Source organism: Actinokineospora sp. NPDC004072, from assembly GCF_053604195.1.
Genome location: NZ_JBSGHB010000020.1, coordinates 57,766 through 84,042 on the forward strand (window position 1 = coordinate 57,766; position 26,277 = coordinate 84,042).

Annotated in this window: 25 protein-coding genes; 7 read left to right on the forward strand and 18 right to left on the reverse strand. The window is 66.7% G+C overall.

Translation table 11 applies throughout. The annotated features are described in order from the left end of the window. Nucleotides 1-607 precede the first annotated feature (607 nt). Together ACWEPX_RS26700 and ACWEPX_RS26705 are read right to left on the reverse strand one after the other, a co-directional pair. A complete protein-coding gene (locus ACWEPX_RS26700; protein WP_451900059.1) occupies nt 608-1,090 on the reverse strand; it encodes a transposase in 483 nt (160 codons plus the stop codon). Between the two features lie 3 nt (nt 1,091-1,093). Further along, the gene (locus ACWEPX_RS26705) at nt 1,094-1,813 is read right to left on the reverse strand and encodes an IS110 family transposase (protein WP_451899997.1); all 720 of its coding nucleotides are present in this window, start codon (nt 1,811-1,813) and stop codon (nt 1,094-1,096) included. Nucleotides 1,814-2,377: 564 nt separating this feature from the next. Here ACWEPX_RS26705 and ACWEPX_RS26710 point away from each other — a divergent pair. The 3 genes from ACWEPX_RS26710 to ACWEPX_RS26720 all read left to right on the forward strand — a co-directional run bounded on the left by ACWEPX_RS26710 (nt 2,378) and on the right by ACWEPX_RS26720 (nt 4,402). Next, a complete protein-coding gene (locus ACWEPX_RS26710) occupies nt 2,378-3,703 on the forward strand; it encodes a toll/interleukin-1 receptor domain-containing protein (protein ID WP_451899998.1) in 1,326 nt (441 codons plus the stop codon). Between the two features lie 246 nt (nt 3,704-3,949). Beyond that, nucleotides 3,950-4,243 (forward strand): hypothetical protein, encoded by a 294-nt coding sequence (locus ACWEPX_RS26715; RefSeq protein WP_451899999.1) that lies wholly within the window; start codon nt 3,950-3,952, stop codon nt 4,241-4,243. 36 nt (nt 4,244-4,279) lie between these two features. Beyond that, on the forward strand, nt 4,280-4,402 hold the full coding sequence (locus ACWEPX_RS26720) for a hypothetical protein (RefSeq protein ID WP_451900000.1): 123 nt from the start codon (nt 4,280-4,282) through the stop codon (nt 4,400-4,402). Nucleotides 4,403-4,623: 221 nt separating this feature from the next. Here the strand turns inward: ACWEPX_RS26720 and ACWEPX_RS26725 are convergent, their stop codons facing one another. The 5 genes from ACWEPX_RS26725 to ACWEPX_RS26745 all read right to left on the reverse strand — a co-directional run bounded on the left by ACWEPX_RS26725 (nt 4,624) and on the right by ACWEPX_RS26745 (nt 11,103). Further along, nucleotides 4,624-5,088 carry a DUF4411 family protein gene (locus ACWEPX_RS26725; RefSeq protein WP_451900001.1) on the reverse strand — a complete coding sequence of 155 codons (465 nt, stop codon included), beginning with the start codon at nt 5,086-5,088 and terminating at the stop codon, nt 4,624-4,626. A 3-nt stretch (nt 5,089-5,091) separates the two neighbouring features. After that, nucleotides 5,092-6,282: an XRE family transcriptional regulator gene (locus ACWEPX_RS26730; RefSeq protein ID WP_451900002.1), complete on the reverse strand. Its 1,191-nt coding sequence runs from the start codon at nt 6,280-6,282 to the stop codon at nt 5,092-5,094. A 236-nt stretch (nt 6,283-6,518) separates the two neighbouring features. Further along, a complete protein-coding gene (locus ACWEPX_RS26735; protein WP_451900003.1) occupies nt 6,519-7,043 on the reverse strand; it encodes a hypothetical protein in 525 nt (174 codons plus the stop codon). Between the two features lie 123 nt (nt 7,044-7,166). Continuing rightward, nucleotides 7,167-9,929: a BTAD domain-containing putative transcriptional regulator gene (locus ACWEPX_RS26740; RefSeq protein WP_451900004.1), complete on the reverse strand. Its 2,763-nt coding sequence runs from the start codon at nt 9,927-9,929 to the stop codon at nt 7,167-7,169. Between the two features lie 124 nt (nt 9,930-10,053). Beyond that, complete coding sequence (locus ACWEPX_RS26745) at nt 10,054-11,103, reverse strand: cutinase family protein (protein WP_451900005.1); 1,050 nt, start codon at nt 11,101-11,103, stop codon at nt 10,054-10,056. Between the two features lie 723 nt (nt 11,104-11,826). On the opposite strand from ACWEPX_RS26745, the gene ACWEPX_RS26750 reads away from it, so the two are divergent. Then, nucleotides 11,827-12,489, forward strand: a complete 663-nt coding sequence (locus ACWEPX_RS26750; RefSeq protein ID WP_451900006.1) for a hypothetical protein — start codon at nt 11,827-11,829, stop codon at nt 12,487-12,489. A gap of 785 nt (nt 12,490-13,274) precedes the next feature. On the opposite strand, the gene ACWEPX_RS26755 is transcribed toward ACWEPX_RS26750, so the two are convergent. The 11 genes from ACWEPX_RS26755 to ACWEPX_RS26805 form a co-directional block, all read right to left on the reverse strand. Further along, nucleotides 13,275-14,300, reverse strand: a complete 1,026-nt coding sequence (locus ACWEPX_RS26755) for a CBS domain-containing protein (RefSeq protein ID WP_451900007.1) — start codon at nt 14,298-14,300, stop codon at nt 13,275-13,277. Nucleotides 14,301-14,452: 152 nt separating this feature from the next. Then, nucleotides 14,453-15,547 (reverse strand): hypothetical protein, encoded by a 1,095-nt coding sequence (locus ACWEPX_RS26760; protein WP_451900008.1) that lies wholly within the window; start codon nt 15,545-15,547, stop codon nt 14,453-14,455. Next, complete coding sequence (locus tag ACWEPX_RS26765) at nt 15,535-16,017, reverse strand: ABC-three component system middle component 2 (protein WP_451900009.1); 483 nt, start codon at nt 16,015-16,017, stop codon at nt 15,535-15,537. Before ACWEPX_RS26765 ends, ACWEPX_RS26760 begins: the two co-directional genes overlap by 13 nt. Further along, nucleotides 16,014-16,391 (reverse strand): ABC-three component system protein, encoded by a 378-nt coding sequence (locus ACWEPX_RS26770; RefSeq protein ID WP_451900010.1) that lies wholly within the window; start codon nt 16,389-16,391, stop codon nt 16,014-16,016. Before ACWEPX_RS26770 ends, ACWEPX_RS26765 begins: the two co-directional genes overlap by 4 nt. Continuing rightward, nucleotides 16,319-17,065 carry a hypothetical protein gene (locus ACWEPX_RS26775; RefSeq protein ID WP_451900011.1) on the reverse strand — a complete coding sequence of 249 codons (747 nt, stop codon included), beginning with the start codon at nt 17,063-17,065 and terminating at the stop codon, nt 16,319-16,321. The genes ACWEPX_RS26770 and ACWEPX_RS26775 overlap by 73 nt, the downstream gene beginning before the upstream one ends. Nucleotides 17,066-17,546: 481 nt before the next feature. Next, entirely contained in the window at nt 17,547-20,621 is a 3,075-nt protein-coding gene (locus tag ACWEPX_RS26780) for a type I restriction endonuclease subunit R (protein ID WP_451900012.1), read from the reverse strand. A gap of 3 nt (nt 20,622-20,624) precedes the next feature. Continuing rightward, entirely contained in the window at nt 20,625-21,776 is a 1,152-nt protein-coding gene (locus ACWEPX_RS26785; RefSeq protein WP_451900013.1) for a restriction endonuclease subunit S, read from the reverse strand. 37 nt (nt 21,777-21,813) lie between these two features. Then, complete coding sequence (locus tag ACWEPX_RS26790; RefSeq protein ID WP_451900060.1) at nt 21,814-22,140, reverse strand: N-6 DNA methylase; 327 nt, start codon at nt 22,138-22,140, stop codon at nt 21,814-21,816. Next, nucleotides 22,086-22,250: a type I restriction-modification system subunit M N-terminal domain-containing protein gene (locus ACWEPX_RS26795; RefSeq protein WP_451900014.1), complete on the reverse strand. Its 165-nt coding sequence runs from the start codon at nt 22,248-22,250 to the stop codon at nt 22,086-22,088. Before ACWEPX_RS26795 ends, ACWEPX_RS26790 begins: the two co-directional genes overlap by 55 nt. Nucleotides 22,251-22,472: 222 nt before the next feature. Further along, the gene (locus tag ACWEPX_RS26800) at nt 22,473-23,516 is read right to left on the reverse strand and encodes a hypothetical protein (RefSeq protein WP_451900015.1); all 1,044 of its coding nucleotides are present in this window, start codon (nt 23,514-23,516) and stop codon (nt 22,473-22,475) included. Between the two features lie 47 nt (nt 23,517-23,563). Next, on the reverse strand, nt 23,564-23,863 hold the full coding sequence (locus ACWEPX_RS26805) for a hypothetical protein (RefSeq protein WP_451900016.1): 300 nt from the start codon (nt 23,861-23,863) through the stop codon (nt 23,564-23,566). A gap of 598 nt (nt 23,864-24,461) precedes the next feature. On the opposite strand from ACWEPX_RS26805, the gene ACWEPX_RS26810 reads away from it, so the two are divergent. The 3 genes from ACWEPX_RS26810 to ACWEPX_RS26820 all read left to right on the forward strand — a co-directional run bounded on the left by ACWEPX_RS26810 (nt 24,462) and on the right by ACWEPX_RS26820 (nt 26,274). Next, nucleotides 24,462-25,196 carry a DddA-like double-stranded DNA deaminase toxin gene (locus ACWEPX_RS26810; RefSeq protein ID WP_451900017.1) on the forward strand — a complete coding sequence of 245 codons (735 nt, stop codon included), beginning with the start codon at nt 24,462-24,464 and terminating at the stop codon, nt 25,194-25,196. Next, a complete protein-coding gene (locus ACWEPX_RS26815; RefSeq protein WP_451900018.1) occupies nt 25,193-25,672 on the forward strand; it encodes an Imm1 family immunity protein in 480 nt (159 codons plus the stop codon). The genes ACWEPX_RS26810 and ACWEPX_RS26815 overlap by 4 nt, the downstream gene beginning before the upstream one ends. 146 nt (nt 25,673-25,818) lie before the next feature. Then, nucleotides 25,819-26,274 (forward strand): dTMP kinase, encoded by a 456-nt coding sequence (locus ACWEPX_RS26820; protein ID WP_451900019.1) that lies wholly within the window; start codon nt 25,819-25,821, stop codon nt 26,272-26,274. The last annotated feature ends 3 nt before the right edge of the window (nt 26,275-26,277 follow it).

Below are 26,277 nucleotides of genomic sequence, written 5' to 3' on the forward strand. Positions count from 1 at the left end.
TGCTTTGCTGCGGGAAGCGATGGTTGGTGCCGAATGCCCTGCGCGTCCTCCGGTTGCGGTTGGTTCGCGTCCTCGACACTCGTGCCGTGCCGCGGTCATCGGCAGCGGACGGCCCGTCTTGACCCTCACACTGCCAGTTCGGACCGCCTAGAGCCCTGACCAGGCAAAACGGAGAACACGCACGTCGCAGGACGTCGAACGAGACCGTTGGCTGTGGTTCACCGCAGTTAAACCCGGTTCAGCAAGCGTGCATGCTCCAGATTTGCTCCACCCACCCCAGTGTGAACCGGACATGGGCTCATTGTCACGTGCGCAGGTTCGAGCCCTGGGCAGGGCACCACGCAGACCTTCAACCGTGCGAACCCGGGGTCAACTGGATATCCAGGAAACGTTCTCCTTGGACGACCGGAGTCCGGACTGAGCCGAAGATTTCGAAGTCCAGCAGGGGGAAGCGGGTCCATCCCGCACCCCCTATCCTGCAGTTGATCGCCACGAAGAGCCGACGGCTCCCCGTCTGGTGGGCGATACTGGGATTGAACCAGTGACCTCTACCGTGTCAACGTAGATCGCCCGGCCCTGTGACCTGCGGAAACGTGACTCCTGCGGGTCACAGGGCGTCCGTTGAGTGTCGTTGGGTGCGGTTCAACGCTGTTGTACGCGTTCGTCGGCTCCCAATCTGCTCCCATCCGGTGCTCCCACGCTTCCTGGCACAGCGGGACAACGTCCGCTCGTGGCTCCCCTCTATGTCAAGGGGGCTGGTGTGGGCGTTGCTTTGGCGTCGTGGGTGAGTTGTGTCGGAGAGGCGGCGTTTGAGGCATCGGATGGCCTCCATCGGCGACTTGCCCGCGGCGAGTTTGCGCCGGTAGTAGGCGCGGCCGGGGGTGTCGTTGCGGAGTTGGACGATGGCCATGACGTGCAGGACTCGGTTGATGCGGCGGTTGCCTGCGCGGGAGAGTCGGTGGCGGTGGTGGTCGCCGCTGGAGGCGTCGATCGGCGCTGTCCCGTTCCAGGTGGCGAACCTGGCCTTGTCGGGGAAGCGGGCGATGTCGCCGACGTCGCCGAGCAGGCGGGCGGCGCTGGAGGGCCCGATGCCTTAGAGATCTCGCAGTGTCGTGCCGGTGACATCGAGCAGCTCGTCGAGGTGCTTGTCGGCGGTCTTCATCGTGCGGTCCAGCCCGGCGAGTTCGGTGATGAGGTCCGCGGCCAGGGCGCGGCGGGTCTTGCCGACGATGTCGCGTGGGCGGACGCTGGCGAGCAGGCTTTTGGCTTGGGTGGCGGAGAGGATCTTCGTGGCGCCGCCGGGGATGAGCTCGGCCAGCAGCTTGTGAAGGCGGTTGACGGTGTCGGTGCGGGTGCGGCCGAGTTCGTCGCGGCGGTCGACCAGCAGGCGCAGGGCGACGGTGTGGTCGTCTTCGACGACCTGGTTGAGCCCGTCGGTGCGCAGCGCGACCAAGGCGACCAAGGCGACCGAGCGGGCGTCGGTGTCGTCGGTCTTGCGGCCATGACCGGTCGAGAACACCCGCGTCCTGGCCGAGAGCTTCGCCGGGACGTCCACGACGATCTCGCCGTCGGCGACCAGGCGCTGGGACAGGTGCTTGCCGACACCGTTGCAGCCCTCGACCGCCCACACCCGCCGCGGCCAGGCCGCCGCGGCGGCGAGCATGGCCTGGTAGCCGGTGTTGTCCGTGCCGAATTGGCCTGACCGAGCAGACGTTCCCGCCGGTCGAGAACCACGATCGTGGCCGAGCGCTTGTGCGGGTCGACCCGGATCGTCAGGATCGAAGTGTGTCTGGTGTCCAACATCCCGGGTCAAGTCCCCCTTGCCGTCAGGTCTGCGGTGTGGCGGGTGCGCGTCCCTGAGGCCTCAGGCGGTAGGCCTCGCCTGTCCGGCCACGCTCAGCGGCGCCAACGCCAGCGCGCGATCGACCAACCCTGATCGAGGCCCGGGGGCGGAGCAGAGAGGTAGGCGTCGACGGTTCCCGGCGGTGCCCTTGACAGCCAGTGGCCGTTGCAGTGAGGACAGCGGGTATCCAGGCACCGCTTCCTCCTGGTCGGAGGTGGACGACCCCGGTCCCGGCGAGGATGGCGTCATGGGCGTGAGGTCTGGCCAACGAGTATGCGACGGGAGCCGGGCGAGCAGGAGCTACGCCTTGACGGTCGAGTTATGCGTTGCGGGAGCGAGCTGAACAACTTGGCGCCGACCGACGGCGCTGCCCGTGCCGCATGCCCCGTGTCCAACGTCCTGGGATAGGACCGCGTAAGCACTTGTCGAAGGCTGGCAACCACCCAGCACGTCGCCTCACCGGCCGCCCCTACTAGTTTGGCCCGGGGAAACTTCGGCCGCAGGTTCCGTTCCCGTGTTGAGGGGTGTCGCAGCATGTCGGTCTCGGGTGACTGGCCGGTCGGGGACGGGCCCAAGGTCTTCGTGTCCTACGCCCATGACTCCATCGACCACCGGACACAGGTGCTGAGGCTGTGCGAACTGTTGGCCAGGCTGAACATCAGGGTCACAGCGGACTTCTGGGCTGAGGACCGCCGACGGGACTGGGCAGCGTGGACCACTGGCCAGATCGTGACCGCGGACTACGTCCTGGTGGTCGCATCACCTCGGTACCACGCGACCAGCACTGGCGAGCCCGGTGTCATCGAGGGCCGCGGCGTCCAGAGCGAAGCGGCCATTCTGCGCGAGCTCATCCACAGCGACCGCACGACCTGGCTGCCCAAGGTGCTGCCGATCATCCTGCCGGGGCGTTCGGTGACCGAACTGCCGACCTTCCTCCAACCCCGCTCGGCGAGCCACTACGCCATCCCCGCCATCACCCCCGCCGGCGTCGAACTCCTGATGCGCGTGCTCACCAACCAACCCGCCTACATCCGCCCCACATCCGCCCGCACACCGCACCTGCCACCCCGCTCCACCGGCTACCACGGTCAGTCTTCAGGGGCGGCCCCGCCCACCATGATCGGTGACCTCATCGACGAGCCGGGCACGACGAACCACCCCGACGATCGAGCACTACCCAGCACTGCCAGCAGGTCACGATGGCCGAAGATTCTCCTCATCCTGGCCGCCGCAACATTCCTCACTCTTGCCCTGTTCGGGCTCTACACCTGGATGCAGCCAGCATCGACCGGGATGCGATTACCGCCGACCTCCCAGCAAGGGCCTCTCGCCACCGCAGGACCCGAACAATCCACATCAGCAGGGCCCGCCAAACCCGGCACCACGGCCCCAACTCCCACCGAGTCCGCCATCACCACTACTACGTCGACCACCGCTATCACCAGCGACAGAACACCTGACCCGGACGTCCCGAAAGTACTTCACGCCGCGGAAACGTTCGAAGTGGGAGGAAACTCCAGTCACTTCGCCGACCTCGAAACGTCGTCGAGAGGAATGGGCGGATCCTTCCTCAACGAAACCTGGGACATCCGATTTCCTTACGCCGACGACGACAAGTTCCACTTCGCGATCACCCAGTATGCCGCACCGATGCAGTCTGAGCCCACATTCGACCAATGCGCAAAAGCGGCAGAGGTGAAAACGGACAGCGCCGTCGACCGAGTGTACGTCGAGCCCTTGGGCTCCTGGTACTGCATCCGCACCCGAGAAGGCAACACCGCGGCCATCCAGGTAACGGGAACAGGCGAGAACAACAAATCCGTGACCATCACCTACGTGGTATGGGACACCAACTACTGAGTCTGGACAGCCGCTCGAGCCGGTCGGCCCCCGGTTGTCCCGGCATGCTGGGAGTCCAACTCATCGCTCGCCGCCGACCATCACCGCACAACCGCCGCGGACCGGGTCATCATGGCCAGTCTGGACTCACGCAAGCTCATGCCGATGTGGAGAAGTTCGGCACGGTGCCCGTGACCAAGATAAGCGAGTCATAGCTGATCAGTTGCCGTAAGGGATCAGTGCGGGATGGGCTGGTTGAATGATGCCGTGCACTCCAACGAGGTGGAGCAAACCGTCCGTGAGTTGGTCGCGGCCGCTGACGACGAGAAGCGGCGCTGTCTCGGCGCGGAGACCGTGGTCCGGCTGAGCGCGGGCGACGACCTCGCGGACGCGGCGGGGGCCGAGTTCGACGACGACGCTCAGCAGGCGTTCGAGCAGCCATGCACGGACCCGGCGGGCTGCACGCCAGACCGGCTGCGCGCGTGGCTGGACACGATCGACAAGGGCACGCTGTCCGACGGCGACATGGAACCGCGGGTGCTGTGGGCGCTGGAGCACTAGGCGAACTTCCTCGTCAACCGCGACCCCGAATTCGTCGTGCAGCTGGCGATCCGGTCGCTGGAGGCGGTGGACTACGAGGTCTCAGCGGACCTGGACGACTTTCTCGCATCTCCGGAGATGGCGGCCGAGTTCGCCCGAATCGGCAGGCACCTACGCTAAATCTAAGCACGTTTCCAACCGCATTCCACTGCTCGCTCGTCAACGTCCGGAAATGCCGAGTTGAGGATGATCGAGGGCACCGAAGGACTGCGTTGTCGATGACTACGCACGCGGGTTGAGTCACAGTGTTGGGCGGCGTTCGCTCGCACCACGACGCAGCCGGACGGGACCGTGAAGCTTATCTCTACTGATAAGCGCGTGATCGCGACGTTCAAGCTTTGTCAGAACGTCCAGCCCTGTGCCTGGACGAACCCGACTAGGTTCAGGCACGGCACGCTGACGGCTTTACAGACATCGGGTATGCGTGGCTTGTTGAGGTTGCCGCTGAAGGTCTCGTCGGTGACGACGGTGCCGCTACGGGCGAGCGCGAGGCCGATGACGAATGGGTCAGCACCGTTACGCCCGCCGCCGGTGCCCATCATCTTCGGATGGGCCTGCAGGATCTGTTTGGTTGCGAGCTGAATGTCCTGGTCCAGGGACACGAAAAGTCTGCTTTGGGCCCGCGCCCAGGTGTTGGCGTCGTCGTCGCGTTTGCCGAGCTCGTCGCGAACGACTTCGACGGAGCGGATGCTTCCCTCGGCGATCAGCGCTTCGATCCGCTGCCACAGGGTGCTGAAGACCGAGGGGGGCAGCTGGTCGCGGCGTCCGTTGAGGATGGCGCTGGTGTCGAAGGAGTACAGGGGCACCGGCTAGACCGCCTCCCGGACTGCTGCGGCGTCGGCAAGCTTGTCGATCTGGCCGGCCTTGGCGTTCAGGTACGTTGCGGCGGTGTAGGTGTCGATCACGCGGCGGCGGTGTGCGTCGGTGACCTGACGGACATAGCCCTTGCCCAGGTCACGGACCGTATTGCGATACCAGTCCCCGCCGCTCGTCGTTCGCGCTGCCGCGTCGGCCTCGTATGCCTTCAGGAACTCAGCTCGGCGCGCTTCGTAGAATGGCTGCGTGACGCGCTCAAGGATGAGCAGGCGGCGCAGGAATGCCTCGGCGCTCGCCCCGAACGGGGCGGCTGCATCGCGTAGCGCCGCATAGGTCCAGGTGTCTTCTTGTCCGACCCTGGCCTGTACCTCAGGTCGCTGAAGCACGGCGGCGGCCGGCATGAGCATGGCCGCAGCGAGCGCGTTGCAGCGTGCTTCCAGCTGCCGTTCCGGCGTCGTCGCACGCAGGTCAGTGGTCACATCGCACAGGCCCTGCGTGTGTAGGACCAAGTGGGCGTACTCGTGCAGGAGTGAGAACAGGCGGCCTCGGGGGCTGTCTGCGCCGTTGACCATGATCACCGGTAGCTGATCGAAATAGAGGGAGAAGGCCCTCATTTCGGTCGTCTGGATCCTGCCCCGGGACGTAGCCAGCACCAGGACACCAGCGCGTTCGAGTCCGGCGGCCCAAGCGTTGAGGTGGTCGTACGGGTTCGACCGAATCGTCAGGCCCAGCGGCGACAGGTTCAGCAGCGTCTCGCGGGCACGCGCCGCCAGACGTTCGTCGGGCTCCACAGGGTGCAACCGCCAGTCGTCGGCTGGTTCTTCATCATCAAGCTCATACAGCTCGAGCAGGTTGTCGCGTTGCTGGTGGGCCCGCCGGTACTCCGCGTGCAGGCCTGGGGACCACTCGTCCGGTCCGGCGTCGGGAAGCCTCCGGAAGTCACGCAGCGTGTCGAAGGCAGCAGGTGGTTCGGCCAGGAAGAACACGCCCAGTGCCCTGTTGTACGCGCTCGCCGCTTTCTTGAGCTGCGCGATCGTCGGTTGCGCCTCGCCCGACTCCCACTGCGTCACGCGGTCGTCCGGCACCCCGATCCTGCGCGCCGCAGCTACCTCCGTCATCCCGATCGTGACCCGGGCCCACCGCAGGACCGCAGGTTCAACCAGAGCGGGAATCGATGTCGGCACGCTACCCATCCTGACCCAACGTCACCAACACCGCCACTACCGACCCATCGTTGGGCCGGAGCGGTGGGTGACCTGATGTCCAATCGACGAGCAGCGATGATGCCAGTGGACCCCAGCACTCTGCGAGGCTGCGTCCAGGGCGGGAGCGGTCCTACAACGGTGGGGCGTTGATCGCGTGCCGCGATCAACGCCCCACCGTCTGCCCGGAGCCTTGAACCCCTACTGAACGGCCTCTCCTACCAGCGGCCGGCCACGATGCGCGGGGGCCACCAGTAGATCTCGACGTACACCCCGTGGTTGGTGGCGTTGCCCCAGCCCTTGGCCCACTCGACGAGCAGGTTGCCCGCTGCGGTGCACAGCCAGCCCGGCAGCCTCGCCTGGCAGGCGCGGACGCCGGCCCACACCGCACCGTTCACGATGTCGGCGTAGGAGGCGACGATCCAGAAGTGGTCGCCGGTGATGCCGGTCGCGAGGTCGGTGCGCATCTCGCCGGGCTTGGGGGGCGCCAGCGCCGCGGCGCCCACACCGGTCACGCCCTCGAACGAGGTCCGCAGGTCGGCCACCACGCGCTGGCGCCCCTCCTCGGTCGAGACGATGCGCTGCCACTCCGCCTGCTCGGCGGCGGTCAGCTGGACGGTCATCGCGGGCCTCTCCTCGGCCCGCAGCGGGATGGGCGCGGCGGAGGCCAGCGGAGCCGCCGCGGTCACGATCGCCGCGGCTCCCAGCACGGCCGCCACGGCGCGGGACAGGAACATTTTCACGATCTCTCCAATGGATGTGGTCCCTCCCGCCGCGCCCTCCGCCCGCGGCGGTGGATCCTCGGTGGTGAGACGGTCTGAGGTGGTCGCCTCGACTGCCCCTGACGATGCGCGGCCCCGCTGTGATTACGATGTGCCGCCGCTGTGCTGGCTGGCGGTCAGCTTGCCCTGGACACGACGGGCGTCGTCGTCGCGGAGTTGCTCGCGGTACAGGTGCAGCGCGTGGGTCCAGGCCGGACGCGGGTCGCGTCCGCATCCGACGCTTGCGTCACCCAGTCGTTCGAGGGTGTCGGCCTGCGCGTAGGTGTTGCCGAGCTCGGCCAGCAGGCTCGCCGCCCGCTGGTAGTGCTCGACCGCGCGCGGGTGATCGCCCATCGTCGCGGCGATGGAGCCCAGGCTGTCGAGCGCTGCGGCCTCACCGTCGCGGTCCGAGACACGCCTGGCCAGCGCCAACGCGGTGGTGCACCGGTCGAGGCCTCCGGGCAGATCGCCGTTCGCGACGGCGCACAGCCCCACGAGGTTCAGCACGTCGGCCAGACTCGGCGGGTCGTGCAGACTTTCGAACAGAGTCAGTGAACTGGTCGCGTGGGTCAGTGCGAGCGGGGCGTCGCCGTGTTGCAGCCAGTACCAGCCGAGGAACTGGCGCGTGTGGGCCTGCCCGAACACGTCGTTCGCTCGCTCGGCCAGCGCTAGTGCCAGGCGGAACGAGCGTTGGGCGTCGTCGAGTTCGCCCGTACGGGCGCAAGCCCCGCCGTGCAGGCGGAGCGCGAGACCTCGCGCAGCCGCGTCCTCGACCTGCGCGCAGTCCTTGCCGATCCGCCAGGAGACGAGGTGGTCGCGCCGGTGTCCGCGGCGGTGATGAAACGTGTGCGCCGCCCAGGCGAGCTGCCATCCGGCCTTGTACCAGGCGATGTCCGCTGCGGTTCGCTGTGCGGCGAGCAGGCAGCGGTGCTCGGCATCGAACCAGGCCACCGCGGCGGTGCGGTCAGGGGGTTCGATGGACACGCATCCCGCGGGTGGCGGCGCGATGGGGATTGGCGGTCGCGGCGGGTGCAGGAGCCGATCCGCGGCGATGGCTGAATGCAGGTAGTGGCCGATCGCGCGGCGCAGCGCGTGGTCGCGTTCCTCTGCCGACAGGTCATGTTCAGCCCGGTCAGCCGCGTGCGCGCGCACGAGGTCGTGCATGCGGAAGCGTCCGGACGGCGTTCGCTCAAGCAGCGACAGCTCGGTCAGGCGCCGCAGCACCTGCCGGGTCGGCCCTGTCGGCAGCGCGAGCAGGCTCGCGGCGGCCGCGAGGCTCACGTCCGGGCCGGGGGCGATTCCCAGCAGGCAGAACGCCCAGGCCTGTTGCTCGTGCAGGGCGTGGTACGACCACGACAGCACCGACGGGACGCTCACCCGCTCGTCCTCGGTAACCACCTCCGTGAGCAGCTCTTCGCGCAGTTCGACGACCAGCTCGGCCAAGGGTGTTGTGGTGTCGGTTTGCAGACGGCCTGCTGCGATGCTCAGCGCGAGTGGAAAGCCCGCGCACAGGTCCAGCAGGTCGCGCACCGCGGCCGGATCGGACGCGAGGCGTGCCTCGCCCGATCGCGCCGACAGCATCGCCCGCGCGTCGTGGTCGTCGAGCACCTCGAGCCGGAGATGCTCGGCACCCAGCGAGGTGATCAGCGGGGTGAGTTGGTCACGACTGGTGATGAGGACGGTGCAGGTCCTGGAAGCAGGCAGCAGGTCGGTGATCTGTTCGGCGTTGACGGCGTTGTCCAGGACGACCAGCATCCGCTTGCCGTAGGAGAGGCTGCGCCACAACGCCACCTGCGCGTGGTGTTCTGGCGGAATTCCGCGCGGGTCGACGCCCATCGCGTCGAGGAAGCCGCGCAAGGCGGCGCCGGTGGGCAGCGGACGGCCGCCCGGCGTGTGCCCCTGCAGGTCGACGAAGATGTTCCCATCGGGAAAGCGGTCCCGGTTCTTGTGCGCCCAGTGGGTGGCCAGGGTGGTCTTGCCTATCCCGCCAGCCCCGGTGACGACCCACAGCCCGCCCTCACGGCCGCTCACCCCCGACAACGTGCGCAGTTCTGCCTTCCTGCCGGTGAACCCGCGCGGCGCGAAGGGGAGTTGCTCCCGACGCGAGGGGACGGTGGCTGTCTCTGCCTCCAGCAGCCCGGGATCGTTGCGGAGGATCTTGGTGTGCAGGTCCCGCAGGTCGGCACCGGGGTCGGCCCCCGCTGCCTCTGCGAGCTGCCTGCGGCAGCTGTCGTACGCCCGCAGCGCCTCGCCCTGACCGTCGCTGCGGAATGTCGCGATCAGCAGGTGGTGGTGTAGGCGTTCACTGACCGGGTACTCGGCGACCCATCCCCTCAGCTCGGCGATGATCTCGGTGTGTCGTCCCAGGTCCAGCTCCGCGGCGGCGCACAGGTCCAGTGCCTCGATCCGCAGGTCGATGAGCCGCTGCCGCTCGACGTCGAGGGCGGAGGTGGGGACGTCGCTCAGGGGAGCGCCACGCCACAACGCGAGCGCGTCGCGCAGAAGCGTCACCCGGCGCTGGATGTCCGTTTCCGCGCGCGCTCGCACAACCGCGTCGCGGAACCGGCAGGCGTCGACCTCGGCCGGATCGGCCCTGATCAAGTAGCCGGGTGGGATGCGCTCGACCAGCGCTGGGTCGCCGAGCGTTTTCCGGATGTTCATGACCACTTGCTGCACGGCGTTGTCGGCGTTCTTGGGCGGTTCGGGGCCGTCGTCCGGCCACAACGCGTCGATGATCGTGTGCATCGCGACCACCTGCCCCGGGGTCAGGAGCAACAGGCCGAGCACGGTTCGCGTCTGGGCACGAGTCAGGGTGATCGGCCCGTCGGCACCGCTGACGCTCGTGGTACCCAGCAACCCGTAGTCCATGTACTTCCCTCCTGGCGGGCACGCCGCGCGCCCGCCAGAAGGGGACCAGCGATCGTGCACGTTTCGTGCATTTCGGCGGATCAGGGCATCCTCACGGGGCGTGACCAGCCCGGCGCGCGTGGTCTCAGCGGAGGTTGGAGCTGAGGACGGCGGCGATGTGCTGGGTGAAGGTGCGTCCTTCCAGGTGTGCGGTGGTGTAGGAGCTGTGGGCTGGGCTGGTGAAGCCGTTTATGACGAGCTCGATGGCGCTGAGCCCGTTGGCGCTGCAGACGATGTCGTTCTTCACGCACAGTTCGGTGACCGTGGTGAGGGCGCCGAAGGATCCGCGGAGGCCGAGAGCGCCATGCCCGGCCCAGCCGGATCCCTGGACGGGGTGGATGGGGTTGCGCACGGGGTCGGCCACGAGCATGACGTCCTGAACCCGGTCGGGGGTCACGGGGCTGGCTTCGTTGCCGATGGTGGCGGCGAGGTCACCGATGATGTGGGCGCCCTGGGAGTAGCCCAGCAGCGCGAAACGGCTGTTCGGGCAGTCGCGGGCGTAGGTGTTCAGGGCTGACCAGGCGGCGCTGTAGCCCTGGTCCTTGCTGGCGAAGTAGAGGCCCGGGTCGGGCAGGTTGTTGTCGTTGTAGAGCTTGGCCGGGTAGTCGACGTAGTGCACGCGCACCTGGTGACCCAACTGCGTGGAGATCGAGTCGGTGGCGTCGGCGAGCAGACCGTGCGCCCGGGCGGGGTCGTTGCCGACGTGGGTTTCATGGCTTCCGGGCACCGCGAGCAAGATCGATGGGGCGCAGGGAGCGCCGAACGGCTGAGGTTCGGCGTGCTGGGGCTGCTCGCCCCCCGGCTCTTGGCAGCGCGGCAGCCGCGGGTCGAATCCGTCGACGCCGGTGTAGGTGTAGCGGTCGGGCAAGTAGGTGCCGTCGACAAGGCGGTTGTAGATCGTGTTGCCCTCGACGGGCTCACCGGTGGTCTGGCAGTCGATCTGCACGGCGGTGCCGTCGGAGAGCGCGACCCCGGTACGCGCGCTGGGGTCCATGGTGGGGGCAGAGCGCGGGAAGATGCCGATTCCGGTGCCGAACACGTGGTAGCCGGGGTTGGCGGTCGCCGATCCGGGCAGCACCGCGATCGCCGTGATCACTGCGAGCCCTGTGGCCGCAGCTGTGCGCTTGTACATCATCACCTCATGGTGTGGGCGGATGGTCGGGAGCGTCCCGCCGGGCGACGTCCGGCGGGACAGTCCCTGTCTAGCGCCTGGCAAGATTTCCAGACACCTGATCGGAGATGGATAAACAAACCCCTGACCTGGATAAAGAACCCGTAGATCTCAGGAGAGCTCGTGTCGATAGGCCGTCCGGAGAACCCGGTCGATCCCGAGTCCGGCCCCATCGCCCGGTTCGCCGGTGAGTTGCGCGAGGCCCGCAACGCCCTGCCCGAAGGTCAACGAACGTACGCGAAGCTGGCGGAAAGGGGGAACGGATCGACCTCGGGCTACTCCAAGGCTTGCGGTGGTAGTGAGCTGCCGACTTGGCCCACCACTGTCGGGTTCTTGCGCGCCTGCGGGCAGGAACCCGACGGTGGTTGGTGGGCACGTTGGCGCACAGCCCACTACGACGCCCAGCAGCTGAAGCTGAAGGTGCCGCGGCTACCGGACTGCCCACCGTTCACGGACCCCACCATCCCCGTTGAACCTGATGTGCAGTGCGTCGGCGCCGACCAGGCTGACCAGCGTGCATCCGGCCCGACCACCCCTGCCCGCCCCGCCCCGTCTGGCCTTGTCGCGTCAGCGCCTGAGGTCGACGGCACTGACACAGGAGGAGCGGAACCGCTTCCGTCCCCATTCGCCGACCTGTCGCGCTCGCCGTCACCAGCTAGATCCGTCGGCCCGAGACGGGTGCCCCGCTTGGCCGTCGCCGGGGTGAGCGTGATCGCTGCGGGCATCTTCATCGGCACGTGGGTGGACCAGGCGCCGTCTACCCCGACCTGCGATGACATCGGTGTCGGCGCGACCGCGGAATGGATCGTCCCATTCCGTGAGGCCTATGCCAGGGCAGGCGGACGCGAGGCGGTAGGCTGCCCCACCCCGGATTCGCACGGCTTCGTGCACCGCTGGGAGCCCGGCTTCAGCCAGGACCTGGTCGGTGGCCGCGCCGGCCAGGCCCGCATCATGGCCCTCGACACCAGGCGCGCGGTGGTCATGGCAGGTGACTACTACCGCGACTACACCATCTTCCACGGCGAGTCCGCCAAGTACCAGGGCTACCCCACCGGCGACCCGTTCCCCTGTGGCACCGCCCAGATCGTGCTACTCGACGGTAGTAGCCACTCGCCCAGCGCGATGGTCACCAGCCCAGACAACAGATTCGTCTGGCTTCGCCGACCCGCCTGGGACCTCTATCGACGCCACGGCGGCCCCCAGGGCCCTCTCGGACGTCCCATCAGCGGCCTCGGGACCGAGCTCGACGGGCACATCACCTTCGAACACGGCACCATCACCCTCGAAGGAAGCACCGCCGACCTCGCCCCCGAAACACCCCTGACACCAATGACCTGCATGCCTGGCTGAGTGGACTTCCCATCAGTTGCGGCGCCAGCTGTCCGACCACGTCCAGCAGATGCCATCGACTCCTCCGTCCGGACCAAGTACACGCCCTGGCTTCCGGATCAACGCCGATGTCCTCTGCGCGCACCGTCTGCCTGATGGCGACATCGCGCACTCGTCAGAGAGCCCAGACGGACTCCTGTGGAATCCACCCGCAGGCCCGGGGCTGATCCCGCCGATCCGAGTTGACCTCCAGAGTCCTCTTGGTGTACCACCGGGGGCGTGCTCGAGCGGGCGTGGACGTGGCTCGAAGTCGACAGCCTGCCCGACCTCTACCTGCGAACCAGGTAGAGGTCGCCTGCTGAGGCCGGTTCTCTGCGGCGCAGTTCAGTGCTGTGACCTGCGGTTTAATGCAGTTCAGTGCGGTTGAGTGCAGGTGGTGAAGAGCCCTACTGTGTCAACGTAGATCGGCCGACCCTTTGACCTGCGGAAACGTAACTCCTGCAGGTCGCAGGGCGTCCGTTGAGTGTCGTTGGGTGCGGTTCAACGCTGTTGTACGCGTTCGTCGGCTCCCAATCTGCTCCCAATCCATGCTCCCAGCGCTACGTCGGGCATCGGTGAACGTCCGCTCATGCCCGATGTCCGGGCCTTTGGTCGCGCCGTGGCACAGGGGGGAGCTGGGCGGCAGCTCGATTAAGTCCAGACGACCTGCTGACTGCGGGCGGGGCGCGTCAGCGCACCTCCTGGCGCCGCTGACCAATCGGCTTTCCGAGGGCACCGGTCGACTTGCTTAGCCGATCAGCGGCGGATCACGCGTTCGGCTCCAGCTTCCGCAGCCATCGAACGAGATCGTTCAGATCGGCAATCTGCGCTGATTCCAACGGATCCGGGCTGAAATGCATGACCTCGTTACGGACCTCGCGCACCTTGTGCAGCAGTCCGATGAAGATCGTCCGGGTGACTCTCCACCCAAGCTGCTCCCAGTTCGCGGGAACTTCGAGAAGCCGTGCACACTCTCCTAATGTCAAATCTGCTGCGCAAGTGACCTCGCGGTCGGGGTCGACATCGCCTTTGGCCGACGCGATCTCTATGTTGCTGAACTTCTCGTCGATCTTGCGGCGCAGGCGTTGTTCAATCTCCCCGAGAATGAAGTAGGGTGTCGCCAGATCGGCGAATTGCTGACTCAGATCCGTGGTGGTTATGATTCCCTGGATGGTCTGGTCCTTCGCGCGTACGAAGACGAAGCCCTTATCCATGATCAGCCGCACGTGGCCGAGCAGGTTTTCACCGACTGGAACGACTTCAGCGGGTCGCATCGCTTGCCGTACGGTGGCCTGTGGATCGTGCAACAGTGCACTGGTGATGGATTCCCAGGTTACCGCCCCGTCCAGATTGCGTACGCCCGACATGACGGCCAGTTGGGAGAAGTCATGGCGCATCATGAGAGTGATGGCTTTTTCGAGGCTGTCATCGCGTGACACGCTGACGACAGCGAGATTAGCCGAGCGGACCTGCCCAACCCGCATCTCCACTTCAGGTAGGGCGCGATCTGTTTCTTCCGCGCCCTCGACTTCGGACGCAGGACCATTTATGTGAACCTGTTCTGTCTGAAGGATTAGATTGATCGGCGCGTCGATCCAGACAGTGGCGAAATCGGGGTGGGTCGTCAGTCCTTGCGCTCCGAGGTCGCGGCGTATTCGATCAATTACCCAGATTCCTCTGCGCTTGGATCCCCATTGCGCAAGGAGTTCTCGGACAGTTACATTGATCGGAGAACTCTGTGCCTGTTTCACGGCACCCTCAAGGAAGGCTGCTAGCCTTTCGTCATCCTCCATACACCCCTGCCGTTCCTGCTCGCAGCTTCACCGTTGTCTACTGGCTATCGTGCCTGCCGTCACCGTGTTACAGCCTTCGCCCCGAACCCGGGCTCGGCACTCGAGCGTGTACCACGGCGCGCTGGAGACTCGCCGACAACAGCTCTGGATCGTCAAGCTTTGAACATCCGCACATGCCGCTGATCGTGCGGTCGAGCACGGGTGCGCTGGTGGTGCCGAGAGGGAGGGGAGTCCTCGTTGAGGTGCTGGTGCTCTGGTTCGGCGCCGCAGAACATGCAGCGGCCCGGGGTGAAGTAGCCGAGCAGGGATCCGGCTTCGGCGACGGCGTCGAGTCGGTCCAGGTCCGAGGTGTACTGCTCGCGCAGCAATGTGAATCTCGCGTCGAGGGTGTCGAGTTCGGTGAGGCTGCGTCGCGCGGCGGTGACCAGGCGCTCGCTGTTGGACAACTGATGCCCCCACTGCTGTCTTGCTGCGGCGGTCTGCTCGATGGCCGCGGTCGTTTCTGCGACCGCGGCTTGCAGCCGACCGAGCCGTTCGGTGATCTGTTCGAGTGTCTCGTCGGTCTGGACCTGTTGACGGGCCTCGGCCAGCAGTTTGTCGATGACATCGTGCTTGGCGGCTTTGGATCGGCGACGCTCGGTCGGAGACTCGGTCGGCTGAAGCGCGGAATCGTCCTCCCCCTGCAGGAGCAGGCGGAACGTGGAGATCTCCCCGGTCCGGTTCGTGTGCTGCCCGGACGTGACCGGCGGCGTCCTGGCTTGGATCTTGGTCTCGTCGACCAGGAACAAGGGGGTCAGCTTCCGCAGGCTAAGCGAGGTTGTCTTCCCGTGGCCGTCCGTGCGGACGACTTTCCCATCCAGGCCGATCTTGTCCATGACGTAGCGCGAGACGTTAGTGGTGGTCTTCTTGCTGTGCGTCGCGCCCAGGGTTTCGCCTCTGTCTGGGAGTGGGTGGCTGCGGTGGTCGCCGCGGAAGAGCCGAAACCCGCCGCCTTGGACGGCCCGTGCCAAGGTGACGTCCTCGCCGTCAGGCAGGCGGATGCCCAGCAACGCGGTCTCGTAGCCCTTTCTCTCCGGGATCTCCTTCAATTCCGAGGCGCCGAGCATGAAGTCGATGCTGTCGGCGATGTAGGACTTACCTGTGTCCGAAGGGCCGCGGACCAGGGTGAGCTTGGGCCCGAACTCGACACTGGCAGGGGGCACCGCCCGGCCGATGAAGGTCAGATGTAGCAGGGTCAGCCGTTCCATGCGCCCAGCCCTCTCTCTGGTTCGCCGACGTCGCTGCCGGGCCTGGTGCCGAACACGGCCGCGGTTTGGCGCCGGATCTCTTCCTCGGTCAGTGATCCGAATTGCTCAACCACCCACCGGGTGCGGTCGCGCAGCGCGGCGATGTAGCTCGAGGCAAGGCCGGATACGAAACTGTGTGCCTCGTCCCCGGCCTCGTAGCGGATGCCCGCGGCCGAGGCTCGCATGTCGACCAGCCCGGCGCGCACCATCACTCGCAACCCCTTCTCGACACTGGCGCGGCGCACGCCCAGCTCGCCTGGGTGCATGGCGTGGGAGGGGTGGATGCTCGGGGGCCCTCCGAACTCGGCGGTGTGCAGCACGCTGTGGTCGAGCAGGACCAGATGGTTGATGTCCAACTGCCCCGGATACGCCTCGGTCAGCATTACCAGGATCCGGACGCCGTACTCCAACGGTCCGTTGAGCGGGGTCACGTGCCCTCCACCCAGGTCAGTCGGTCGTCGTTGGCCAGCTGGTGACATACACCCTTGCGGTCGTCGATGTCGGTGACGGCGATGAGCTTGTGGCGGCTGAGATCGAGGCTCCCGACCTGGGCCAGCACCTGGCATAGCCGCGTGTACCCGTCCGGGTGGTCGCCGTCGGCGACGTCGATTACTCCCTGGTGGATGTCGTCCTGGAGCTTCTCGAATGTGCCCGGGGGCACCGCCCCGGCCGAGTAAGCCCGCAGCGACTCGGCCCGGAAGAAGCTCTTCCGCTGCCGCTGCAGATGCCTGCTCATCTTGGGGACGCAGGCGACGGAGTCCAGGTCGGTGATCTTGCCGGGGTGGCGCTCTGCGTACGCCTCCACCAACTGCTGCAGGTAACGGGCCTCCTCCGGCGCGTACTGCTCCGGCGGGAGCTCGCAGTCACCACGCGCGGAAGAGATGTGGCGAACCGGGCGGCGTGCCACCTGGTCCGGCTGTGCGTGCTCAGCGCGTCCAGCACCTCGACCGACTTGAACATGGCGAAGTCGGTGTCTGCGGCCAAGTCCCGCACCGCCGTGAGCTTGGCCCCTTCCAACTCTCTCACCAGCGCACTGTCCTCGACAAGCCGGGACAGGAACTTCGTCTGCAGGGTGGTCGGGTTGCTGATCAGCATGTTGAACTGGGTCGACAGCCCCCGGGGAGCGAGGAACTGGTAGGTGTCGGGAAGGCTATACGCCCCTTCGATCACCGACGCGAAGAACTTGAGCATCTCGGCCGCGGCCACGGCGAAGCCGAGCGGCTTCTCGTAGTGTTTGGCCTGGAAGCAGTCCCACGGCCCCTCGAACAGCCGGTCGGTCTTGAACGCGGCGATGTCCGCGCCCTTGTCGCCCGCTCCTCCGAGCCGTTTGATCTGGACGTAGTCCCCGTCCACCGCAGTTGCCCATTCGCGGATGAACTCCTCCCAGTCATCGGGCGAGTACAACCGGATGCGCGCCACTGGTGAGACGGGCGAACCGTCCAAGGCCACCGACTGCGTCGAGTCAGTGGGCGCAGCCATGGCGCTAAGAGTTGCCCGCGCCCTTGTCTGCTGGTCCCCGTCGTCACCGTTCGCCCTGCCCTGGTCGTCCGAGTCTGCTCACCCTATCCGGGAGAAGCCGGAGGCGAAGGAATTTTCGGCAGGTCATCGGGCGAGTTTCGCGTACAGAGAGCGAGCATCGCCACTGCCCGTTGCCCCAGGTCGGTGGTCTTCAGGTGGGCGAGAAGGTCGCGATCGTGTAGACGGCGGTAGGGCGATCGGTGGGGCAGGAGCCCGCATGGCCCGCTCGAATGGAGTATTACGGGTGAGGGAGCGCGGTCTGCGATGTGCTCATCGTGGGACAAGTCGACGACGGTAGATGGTGCCCGCTGCAGGACGCCTGCTCCTTCGGCTGTCCCGGAACCTCCTGGACGACGGCCGCAGGCAGCGGCTCGCGAAGTCGAAGCTGCGCCGCGGGTGCGCCGGGACGGACCGTCAGCGGTTGGCTGCCTCGGGTGCTACGTCAGTCGACAAGGTAGTGGGCTTCGATGTAGGCGACGGTGGAGTCGTACGGTTCTCCCACCGGCTTCAGCGCGTATCGGCGGAAGACCGCGGCGGTCGCGCGGCGGACGCCTCGGTTGCGCGCGTCGGCGTTGTCCCATGACTGGGCCAGCGTGCGGGTGACGACTTGGTCGATCTCCTCGGCCAGGTTCCTCTCGGTGACGGTGAGGCCGGGCGGTGCGTGGTCGCGGATGATCTGGGACAGAACACCGATGTGGTCGTCGTCCAATACCACGGCTTCGTTGGGGTGTTTTCCGGCGTCCACGATGGCGCGGGCGATTCGGAGTGCTTCGGACAGGAACTCCAGGGCGTCCTGCGCGTTCTGGATGATCCGGTCCCGCAGCGTCCTGATCCGTTCCGCGAGGGCGGTGTACTTCACGGAGCCAGGCTCGACGCCCTTGTCGAGGGCCGCCTTGATGCGGTCCAGGATCTCCTTCGCGGTCGGCGGTGCCTTGTCCCCGCCGCCGTCCTTGCTGGGCTTTCGGCGGACGAGGGCCAGCAGCTCTTTGAGGACGGCGATGCCCTGGGCGTCCAACACCAGGGCTTCCTCCTGGGAGGCGACCACAGTGAAGGAGTGAACGTGGGCGTTGATGATCTCCAGGACCATCGGCCCCAGCTCGGCCAGTCGTTCCTTGCGTTCGTCGTCTGAGGACTTCTTGAACAGGGTGGTGTAGACCGACCCGAACAGGGCGAAGCCGTCCCGGTATTTGGCGACGCGCTTGTCGGTGTTGATGAGCGGGTACAGGCGGGCCAGGAGCCGGTAGTCCTTGGTGAACACCTGGGCGGCGCCGGGGTTGGCGTCCAGGAAGGTGTTGATGGCCCGCACGGACTCATAGCCGTGGACGGTGAGGTCCAGGTGATCGACGTCGACGAGGAGGTCCTCGATCCGGGCGAAGGTGGTGCGGAACTCGTCGACCAGCTCGGACAGGTCGGTCACGAACCCACCGCCCTTGCCGGAGGCCTCCGGGGTGGGGTCGACGACGGCCCGCTGGACCTCTTCGGCCAAGCCGATGTAGTCCACCACCACGCCGGAGGTCTTCACGAACCCGGTCGGGGACACCCAGGTGCGGTTCGTCCGGGTGATCGTCTGGAACAACGTGTGGGCCTTCAGCGGCTTGTCCAGGTAGAGAACGCCTTCGTTGGGAGCGTCGAACCCGGTCATCAGCTTCGCGGTCACCACCAGGAAGCACAGCGGGTCGTCCGGAGTGAGGAACCGTCGCTTCTGCTCTTCCTCCTCGGCCTCCGAGAGCTGGAACGCCCGCATCGCGCGGTCCTCGTCCTTGGCGTCGGAGACGGAGATGTTCACCTCGGCGGTGATCCGCTGGTGCTTGCCGACCTCGGCGAGCACCTGCGACGCCTCGAACCCTGCCAGCAATTCGTTGATCTTGTCGGTGTAGGCCACGGCCAGTTCGCGGTTGTAGGCGACGACCTGGGCCTTGAGGCCGTTGCGGTAGGCACCGGCCAGGTAGTGGTCCACGATGTCCTGGCAGACCGCGTGGATGCGCTCGGGGTTGGCGAACACCGAGGTGAGGCGCCCGAACTTGCGGGACAAGGTCTCGCGGTCGGGGTCGTCGAGGTCGAAGTCGTCGGCGAACTGGTCGAACTCCGCCTGCAGCTCGTGGTCGTTCATGTCGAAGGAGACCGGGTGCGGGTCCAGCACGACCGGGACGGTGGCCTCGTCCCGCAGCGAGCGGGACACCGAGTAGCGGTGCAGCACCCTGCCCGGATCGGTCTCCTCGCCGAAGAGGGCGAAGGTGTCGGTGGCCAGGTTCCTGACCGGGGTGCCGGTCATGCCGAAGAACTTCGCGTTCGGCAACGCCGCGCGCATCTGCCCGGCCAAGGACTTCGCCCTGGAGGATTGGGTGCGGTGTGCCTCGTCGACCAGCACGATGATGTTGTCCCTCATCGAGAGGTTCTTGCCGGCGTCGGCGAACTTGTGCACGGTCGTGGAGATGACCCCGCGCACGTCGTCGGCCAGCAGCGAGCGCAACTCCTGGCTGGTGGCGGGCTGATGGAAGTAGGCGACCCCCATCGCGGAGGTGAACACCCCGGAGGTCTGTCGGACGAGCTGGGTCCGGTCTGAGAGCAGGATGATCGTGGGGGACTCGGTCCGAGTGTCGGCCAGCAGCAGCGAGGCAGCGAACACCATCAGCAGCGTCTTCCCGGATCCCTGGTGGTGCCAGATCAGGCCCTTCGACCCGCCCTCCACGACCCGCTGGTGGATCAGGTGCGCGGCCTCCATCTGCGGATAGCGGGGCAGGTACTTCCTGTCGACACCTCCCCCGGAGGTGTCGAAGAGGACGAAGTTGGCGAGCATGTCCAGGATCGTGGCCGGGCTCATCAGCAGCTCGACGGAACGCTGCACGTCATCCCGCCCGGACAGGCTCTCGTCGTCAGCGGTGGACCGGAACGGCTGCCACAGATTCGTGGGCGCGCCCGTGGCGCCAAACCTCAACCTGAGCCCATCGGAGGCCACGGCGAAGACGTTGGGGGTGAAGAACCACGGGTACTCGGCGGCGTACACGTCGTTGATCTCGCGAGCGGCGTCCACCCACCCGGACTTCCCCGTCGGCGACTTCACCTCGACCACGACCAGGGGCAGACCGTTGACCCAATACACCAGGTCGAACCGGCGGGAAGGCTTGCCGGGCACGGAGATGCTCACCTCATCTGACACAACCAGCGAGTTGGCGGCTGGGTGCTCGAAGTCGATCACCTTCAGGGCGTGCCAGACGCCGTCGGAGTCCCGGAACTCCTTATGCCCCCGCAGGAGATCCAGCACCAGTTCGTTGGCCCGTACCAGCCCGCCTTCGACAGCATTGACTGTGGCCACGATCTCCGCCACCACCGCGTCCACATCGAACCCGCCGATCATCCCAGGATTGAACCGGATGACGGCGTCCCGCAGATGGCTGACGACCACCGTCTGAGTCGTCTCTCGCGGCAGTGACCTGCCTGCCGTGAAGCCCCAGCCCATCGGAAGGGACCACTGGATCATCAGATTCTGGAACTCGCGCTCCGGAATACTGTTCGCCATGGCTCAGACCTCCAACTCGGCTGGCTTAATCTCGATCGTGCCGCCCAGCAGGCCAGACAACAAGCAATTACGGACAGCACGCAGGCGCCCGGCCTCTGTGTACCTGGCGTCCACGCCAGTTTGGAGGGCGTCCAGTGTCTCAACGACTTTATCCTGTACCTGTCGTGGAGCGAGCGGAACCCGGATCGCTGATACAATCTTCTGGTTCACCGAAGGTACTGCGCCCGGCTGGGTTAGCTCTGAGAGTCGGATGCACGACATCACTGCCAGCAGGTACTCGGGCGAAACTCGCCCGTTCGGCACCAGGCCCATGAGGTTCTGATCGAACGCTGACGGCTGGACGAGAAGGCGACGCTTCTCCTTCGAGAGTGCAGCTCCAAGGATTGGGAACACGACAGTGCCAGGAGGGCACACCCTCGGCTTCACCGCTGCGATACCGTCACTGTCTAGCCAGTTGCACGCAGTGGTCAGATATCGACTGTTCGCCGGAGAGTTCATGTCGGCGACCTTGAAGTACGGCAGCTCCCCGCTGGCATTACCCTGGTACTTGTCGGGAAACGCACGCCCGGTCCTAGTCTCAGCAAGATCGCTGACAGTGACGTCCTCCCAGTCTTCTCCCGGTTGAAGAAGCTGCCTACGTGTCACAATCATGACCTCTGACAACGCATTCGCTTCGGTCTCGAGCGCAGTGACCTGGTTATCCATCGCGCCGATTATCTCGACGATTCGCTTCTGTATAGATAAGGGCGGCAGAGTGACGGTGGCAGCGTAGAACTCTTTGAGGCGGACATTCAGCAATCCGTGGGAACGCGCACCCTCGCGAAGGGTGCCAGCGAGCGAGCCAAAGAACTGGTCCGAATTCAGGGCAAGCTCCAAGTACTCGGGAAGTCCGCCCCCGCCGCTGCCCTCGAACACGAAGTACAGCGGAGAGACTATGCCCGGCTTGTTGCTGATGTTCCGTGCTACCGTGCCATAGGGAGCCGACTTCGACGTGCTCTTGTTGTAGACGAACTGGCCTGGCGCAACAACGTAGTAGCCCGAGGTGTCTTTACTGGCGACCTTCTTGGTGAAGAAGGTTTCCTGCGGGATTAGCCCGTGCTCAGCGGAGACGGTCAGGACATTCTCGTTGATCCCGTTCACGTTCTTCGTCGTCACACGTGTAACAACCTCCGACAGCGGGACTTGGCGCCAGTCATTCATCGAAGCCCTCGATTCCGGCGTCGGCGAGGACTTCGAGCATGCGCTGTTCGGCCTTCTGGCGCTCAGCACGGGCGATGTTGTAGGCGTCGATGAGGGTGCCGAGGTCTTCCTGCTCGGCGGCGGCCTGCTTGATGTACCGCCCGATGTTGAGGTCGTATCCGTTCGCCGTGATCTCTGCGGTGGGGACGAACCGGACGGCGAGTCCGCCGTCGCCGTCGGGATCGACAGGGTTTCCGTCGCTGTCGAATTTGGCGTGGTAGGCGGTCACGATGTCGGCGATGTCCGCCTCGGTGAGGACATTGCGGTTCTTGGCTTCCAGAACATAAGCGGGAAGACGACCGAGGAGTACTGCGCCTCGGGCATCGCCACGCGCAGCTCGTCGGCGGCGTCCCACAACCGGTTCTCGATCTCCTGCTGGGTCACTGCCATCAGTCGGTGTGTCCTTGCTCGTCAAAGGCTGGCGGCCCGGGGGCCGAGGCGTTACTTCCGATCACCCTATTTCGAGCGTGCCCGGCACGTACACGCTGGGTGTCCAGCCGAGCGAGCACACGCAGGAGGTATTGCCAGTGCGCCTGGTCAACGAGACTCCTCCCCAGGATCACGAAATGCGAGAACGCTCGCCAACTCAACCAGGCGTCGTCGTCCCTCTGGTCACGCTCGTCGGAGGCGGCTGAGTACCCGGATGATCCACGGTCGGTGGTCGGCGATGGCCATGACGAGTAGCGGCTTGTCCTTGACCTCGGGGTGCCAGGCCACGGGAGCGGCGATGCCGTTGTCGAACACGATCCACCACTTCGCGTCTGGGTAGGGTCGTGCCCAGCGTGGTTTGTGCCAGGACAGTCTGCCGCTGAAGCGGAACGACTCGGTGATCAGCCGGGCTTGGCGACCTCCGGGTGGGAGTGCGTCGGGGTCGAGTCGGCACTGCGCGGCCAGTCGGATCGGGTTGAGGGTGAACAGGTCTGCGGCGCGGTGGATGCAGGTGATCACGTCGAAGGCGCGGGCACCGCCACCCGTGCGGCAGGGCAGGCAGAACTCGTCGTCGGTTCCGGCCACGAGGTAGAGGTCGGCGGGGCGGGTGCCGCACCACCGTGGTGGTCGCGGCTGGGCGCGGACCGTGGGTGCGATCGTGTCCAGGAGTTCCTGGCGTGCCCGCTCGGGCAGGCGGTGGCCGCCGCAGCGTTGCTGGAACCGCTCGACGGCGTGCGGCAGCACGTTCACATGGCTCAGCAGGTCGCGGCCGGTCAACTGGAACGGATCGACCCGCGCGGCGGTAGCGGCGGGTCGGTTGGTGCCGGGGATGGCGATGCAGTTGGTGGCGATCCAGTGGGCGGCGCCGTCGCGATCGTGGGCCAAGGGCAGGATGAGCACGTTCTCGACCAGGACGAAGTGCCCGGAGGGGCTGCGGCGGCCCGCGACCGGCGCGGGTAGGCGGTCGGTGATCTCGCCGTTGTTGGAGACGAGGTCGCTCAGCCAGGCGCGAGCTTGGTCGCGTCCGGCGAGTCCGAATGCCTCCGCGCAGGCATCGGCACAGCGGTTGGTCACCACGATCGGCCACTCGCTCATGTCGGTCACCTGCCAGCCCACCTCCTGCTCGGTCCGGCCACGGTGCCCGGGTCGCTGGTCATGGTCAACAGCAGCCGGAACGGCAACACGGATTGCCCGTCGCTCTGACCCGCGGGCACGCCCGAGGAACATGGGTAGTGCACCGTCTGACACGCTTTCCTCCACCGGGAGGGGTTAGGTCAGCGCCGGTCGGGTTGGACCATGTTACGGGGCATGGTCAGGTACGGCGTGTCGTCCAGCTCCACGCGGGTGGGTGTCTGGCCGGTCGCGCGTAGGGCCCAGAAGTGGTCGGGGTCGAGGTCTTCGGCACAGGCGGTGCAGGACAGGTAGACGATCCCGTTGCGTTCGACGGCGCGATAACCGGTTCTGCCGACTGGGTGGACGCCGACCTTGCAGGTGGCGGGCAAGACGCCGATTCTGGCGCCGAGGCCGTCGCGGCGGTAGTGAAGTGGTCCGTCTGGTTCTCGGTCGTCGTACACGAGCCGGACCCTACCCCGCGTCTCGCACACACGTTCGAGTGACGTCGCCTGTGGGGTCGAAGGAGTCGGTTGAGGGCGGGCGGTCGTTGTCCAGGCAGGATGGTGTGGTCGCCACTTCGAGTCGATCGAATCGCCCGGTTCCGTGACGAGTCGCCGGTCACCATGTCCTCGGTGTGGGCGCGGCTCGGCATCGCAGGGCCCTGGTTGTTCGGCGTGGCCGGGCCATCGGTCATGGTCCTCGTCGGGGAGCGTAGTGCGGATCCCGCTGCACCCGATGCGCCGTGTGGCGACGGGTCCCGAGGAACCTGGTGCGGTTCCGGGAGGTCGGGGGTGGCGTCCGCGGAGTTCGGCGCGTAGGTCCCTGGTGGCCTGCGATTCCTGGTCTCCACGGGTGGAACGTGGCTGGCGGCCATCAGCGCCCGCAGCGCCCAGCGGGCCGCACACGTCGATCCCGCTGGCCGAGTGCGAGAGATGCCATGGAGGGTCATTGTGTGCACGAGGTCAGCTGTGAAGCCTGCAGGTCGGCCGGACGAGTGAATTCCCTTCTCCGATCCCAAGGGCCTCCTGAACCCTCGCTTTCCACGGCCACGATGTGCCGGTGTCTCTAGTCGAAGTCGCCGCCGCGATGCGCGAGGGGCTCGGCCGCATTGACGCGGGGAAGGCGTCGCTGACCGCTGCGGCGGCCCTGTTCGACGAGGCCCGGGCGCTCGTACAGCACAGCACGCGAGGCACCCAGCGATCCGAAGCCGGTCAGGCTGTCGCCGCGCAATCCGAAGCGCTGCGGCGTATCGGCGAAGTTCTCGCTCAGGTCGACGCAGCAGGCCAGGCGATGGCCGAGTACCTGGCCGACATCACGGCTCCCACAACCTCGACCGGGACTCCTCCGCGGCGGCCGCCCGCGGGCCCGCGGCCTCGGCCGTCGGCCCTGGCGACCGGTCGGGTCGAGCGGCTGCGGAGCGAGCTTCCCCCGCCGTTGGACGGGCCCGGCACCGGGCGCAAGACACATGGTCGGTGGTTTATCGACGACCACCCGGCGCAGACGATCGTCAGCGGCGAGGACGACACCGCCGACCTGGCCGCGCGCTATCTGGCTCGACTCGGCTCGCGTGTCCCCGTGATCCGCACGCACGCCGAGGCCAAGCTCGCAGCGTTGATCCGCCAGCACTGGGAGACCACGGGCGAGGAACCCCAGGTCACCCTCGTGATCAATCACGAGGTCTGTCCCGGCCGCATGTCCTGCCGCACCTACTTGCCCCGCCTGCTCCCGCCCGGGTGCTCCATTACGGTGGTCACCCCGAGGACCCGTCACACCTTCACCGGAGACCCGACGTGACACTCCTGATCTTCTGGTACGCCCCCGACCAGGAGGACGACCACATCGCCGCCACCCCGGCCGAGATCGACGCCGCCCTCGACCACATCGCCACCCTGGCTGGCAATGTCGGCGTCGTCGCCGAGATCACCCGTGAGGACGACGACACCGACGGGCTCTACGCCGGGCTCAACGGCCATGTCGGAACCCTGCACTACGTCGGTCCTGGCGCCGGTCTCTACAGCCGCAGCCCCAATCCGGCAACCGACAGCGACGGCACTGCCCTGACCTACGACCACCAATGGAACGTGATGGAGTTCCCGCCCGACTCCGAACTGCCCATCGCCGACATCAGAGCCGCCGTGCACGAGTACGCCCACACCGGCACCCGGCCGACCTGTGTCGAATGGCAGGAATGGTCACCCCCACGCGGCCCCGACACCACACCCGCCCTCGCCCCCGACGATCCCGCCTGGGGAAGCCCAAGCCACGGCTGATAACACACACGGCTTGCGCTCAGATCGCGCCCTGTGCCGACCACGCCCATGTCGCTGGTGGCGTGGAGGGGTCGTGTCTCAGCGGAGCAGCGCGCGGGCCCGATTATGGACAAGACGTCGGCACCCTCGCCGCGGACGGTCTTCCCGTGCTCGCCACCGCTCAGCCCTCGCGGTCGCCGCTGGGGGAGCTGGCCCGTCATGGCACCGACACCTACACCGGCATGGCCCTAGCGTGCCTGTGCGCCGCGGACCGCCACCACCAACTCGCCGTCGAGATCCTGCCCGCCCTGCACAAGAACAAGATCGTCGTCTGCGACCTGTCGGTGGCCTCGTCGCTGGTCCTGCAGGGCCACGACGGTCTGAGCGCCGACACGGTGTGGGCGCTCAACCACGGCGTCCGCCGGCCCGACCTGGCCGTCATCCTCACCGCCGACCCACGGGTCATCGCCGCGCGCCCGCACGGTCGGGGCGAGCACAGCCGCTTCGAACGCGCACCCGACAACAGCGCCCGCGAGACCGCCCTGTACGTCCACGCCGTTGACCGGACTGCGCGGAAGGGGATGGCCGGTGATGACGGTGGACTGCACCACCGAGCCGGCTGAGAC

Excerpts from the sequence above, each read along its gene's own strand:
- ACWEPX_RS26795 (WP_451900014.1), bottom strand. The coding sequence starts at position 22,250 with ATGGCAGTGACCCAGCAGGAGATCGAGAACCGGTTGTGGGACGCCGCC.
- ACWEPX_RS26760 (WP_451900008.1), bottom strand. The coding sequence starts at position 15,547 with ATGGAACGGCTGACCCTGCTACATCTGACCTTCATCGGCCGGGCGGTG.
- ACWEPX_RS26740 (WP_451900004.1), bottom strand. The coding sequence starts at position 9,929 with ATGGACTACGGGTTGCTGGGTACCACGAGCGTCAGCGGTGCCGACGGG.
- ACWEPX_RS26745 (WP_451900005.1), bottom strand. The coding sequence starts at position 11,103 with ATGATGTACAAGCGCACAGCTGCGGCCACAGGGCTCGCAGTGATCACG.
- ACWEPX_RS26775 (WP_451900011.1), bottom strand. The coding sequence starts at position 17,065 with ATGGCTGCGCCCACTGACTCGACGCAGTCGGTGGCCTTGGACGGTTCG.
- ACWEPX_RS26755 (WP_451900007.1), bottom strand. The coding sequence starts at position 14,300 with ATGGAGGATGACGAAAGGCTAGCAGCCTTCCTTGAGGGTGCCGTGAAA.
- ACWEPX_RS26800 (WP_451900015.1), bottom strand. The coding sequence starts at position 23,516 with ATGTTCCTCGGGCGTGCCCGCGGGTCAGAGCGACGGGCAATCCGTGTT.
- ACWEPX_RS26780 (WP_451900012.1), bottom strand. The coding sequence starts at position 20,621 with ATGGCGAACAGTATTCCGGAGCGCGAGTTCCAGAATCTGATGATCCAG.
- ACWEPX_RS26710 (WP_451899998.1), top strand. The coding sequence starts at position 2,378 with ATGTCGGTCTCGGGTGACTGGCCGGTCGGGGACGGGCCCAAGGTCTTC.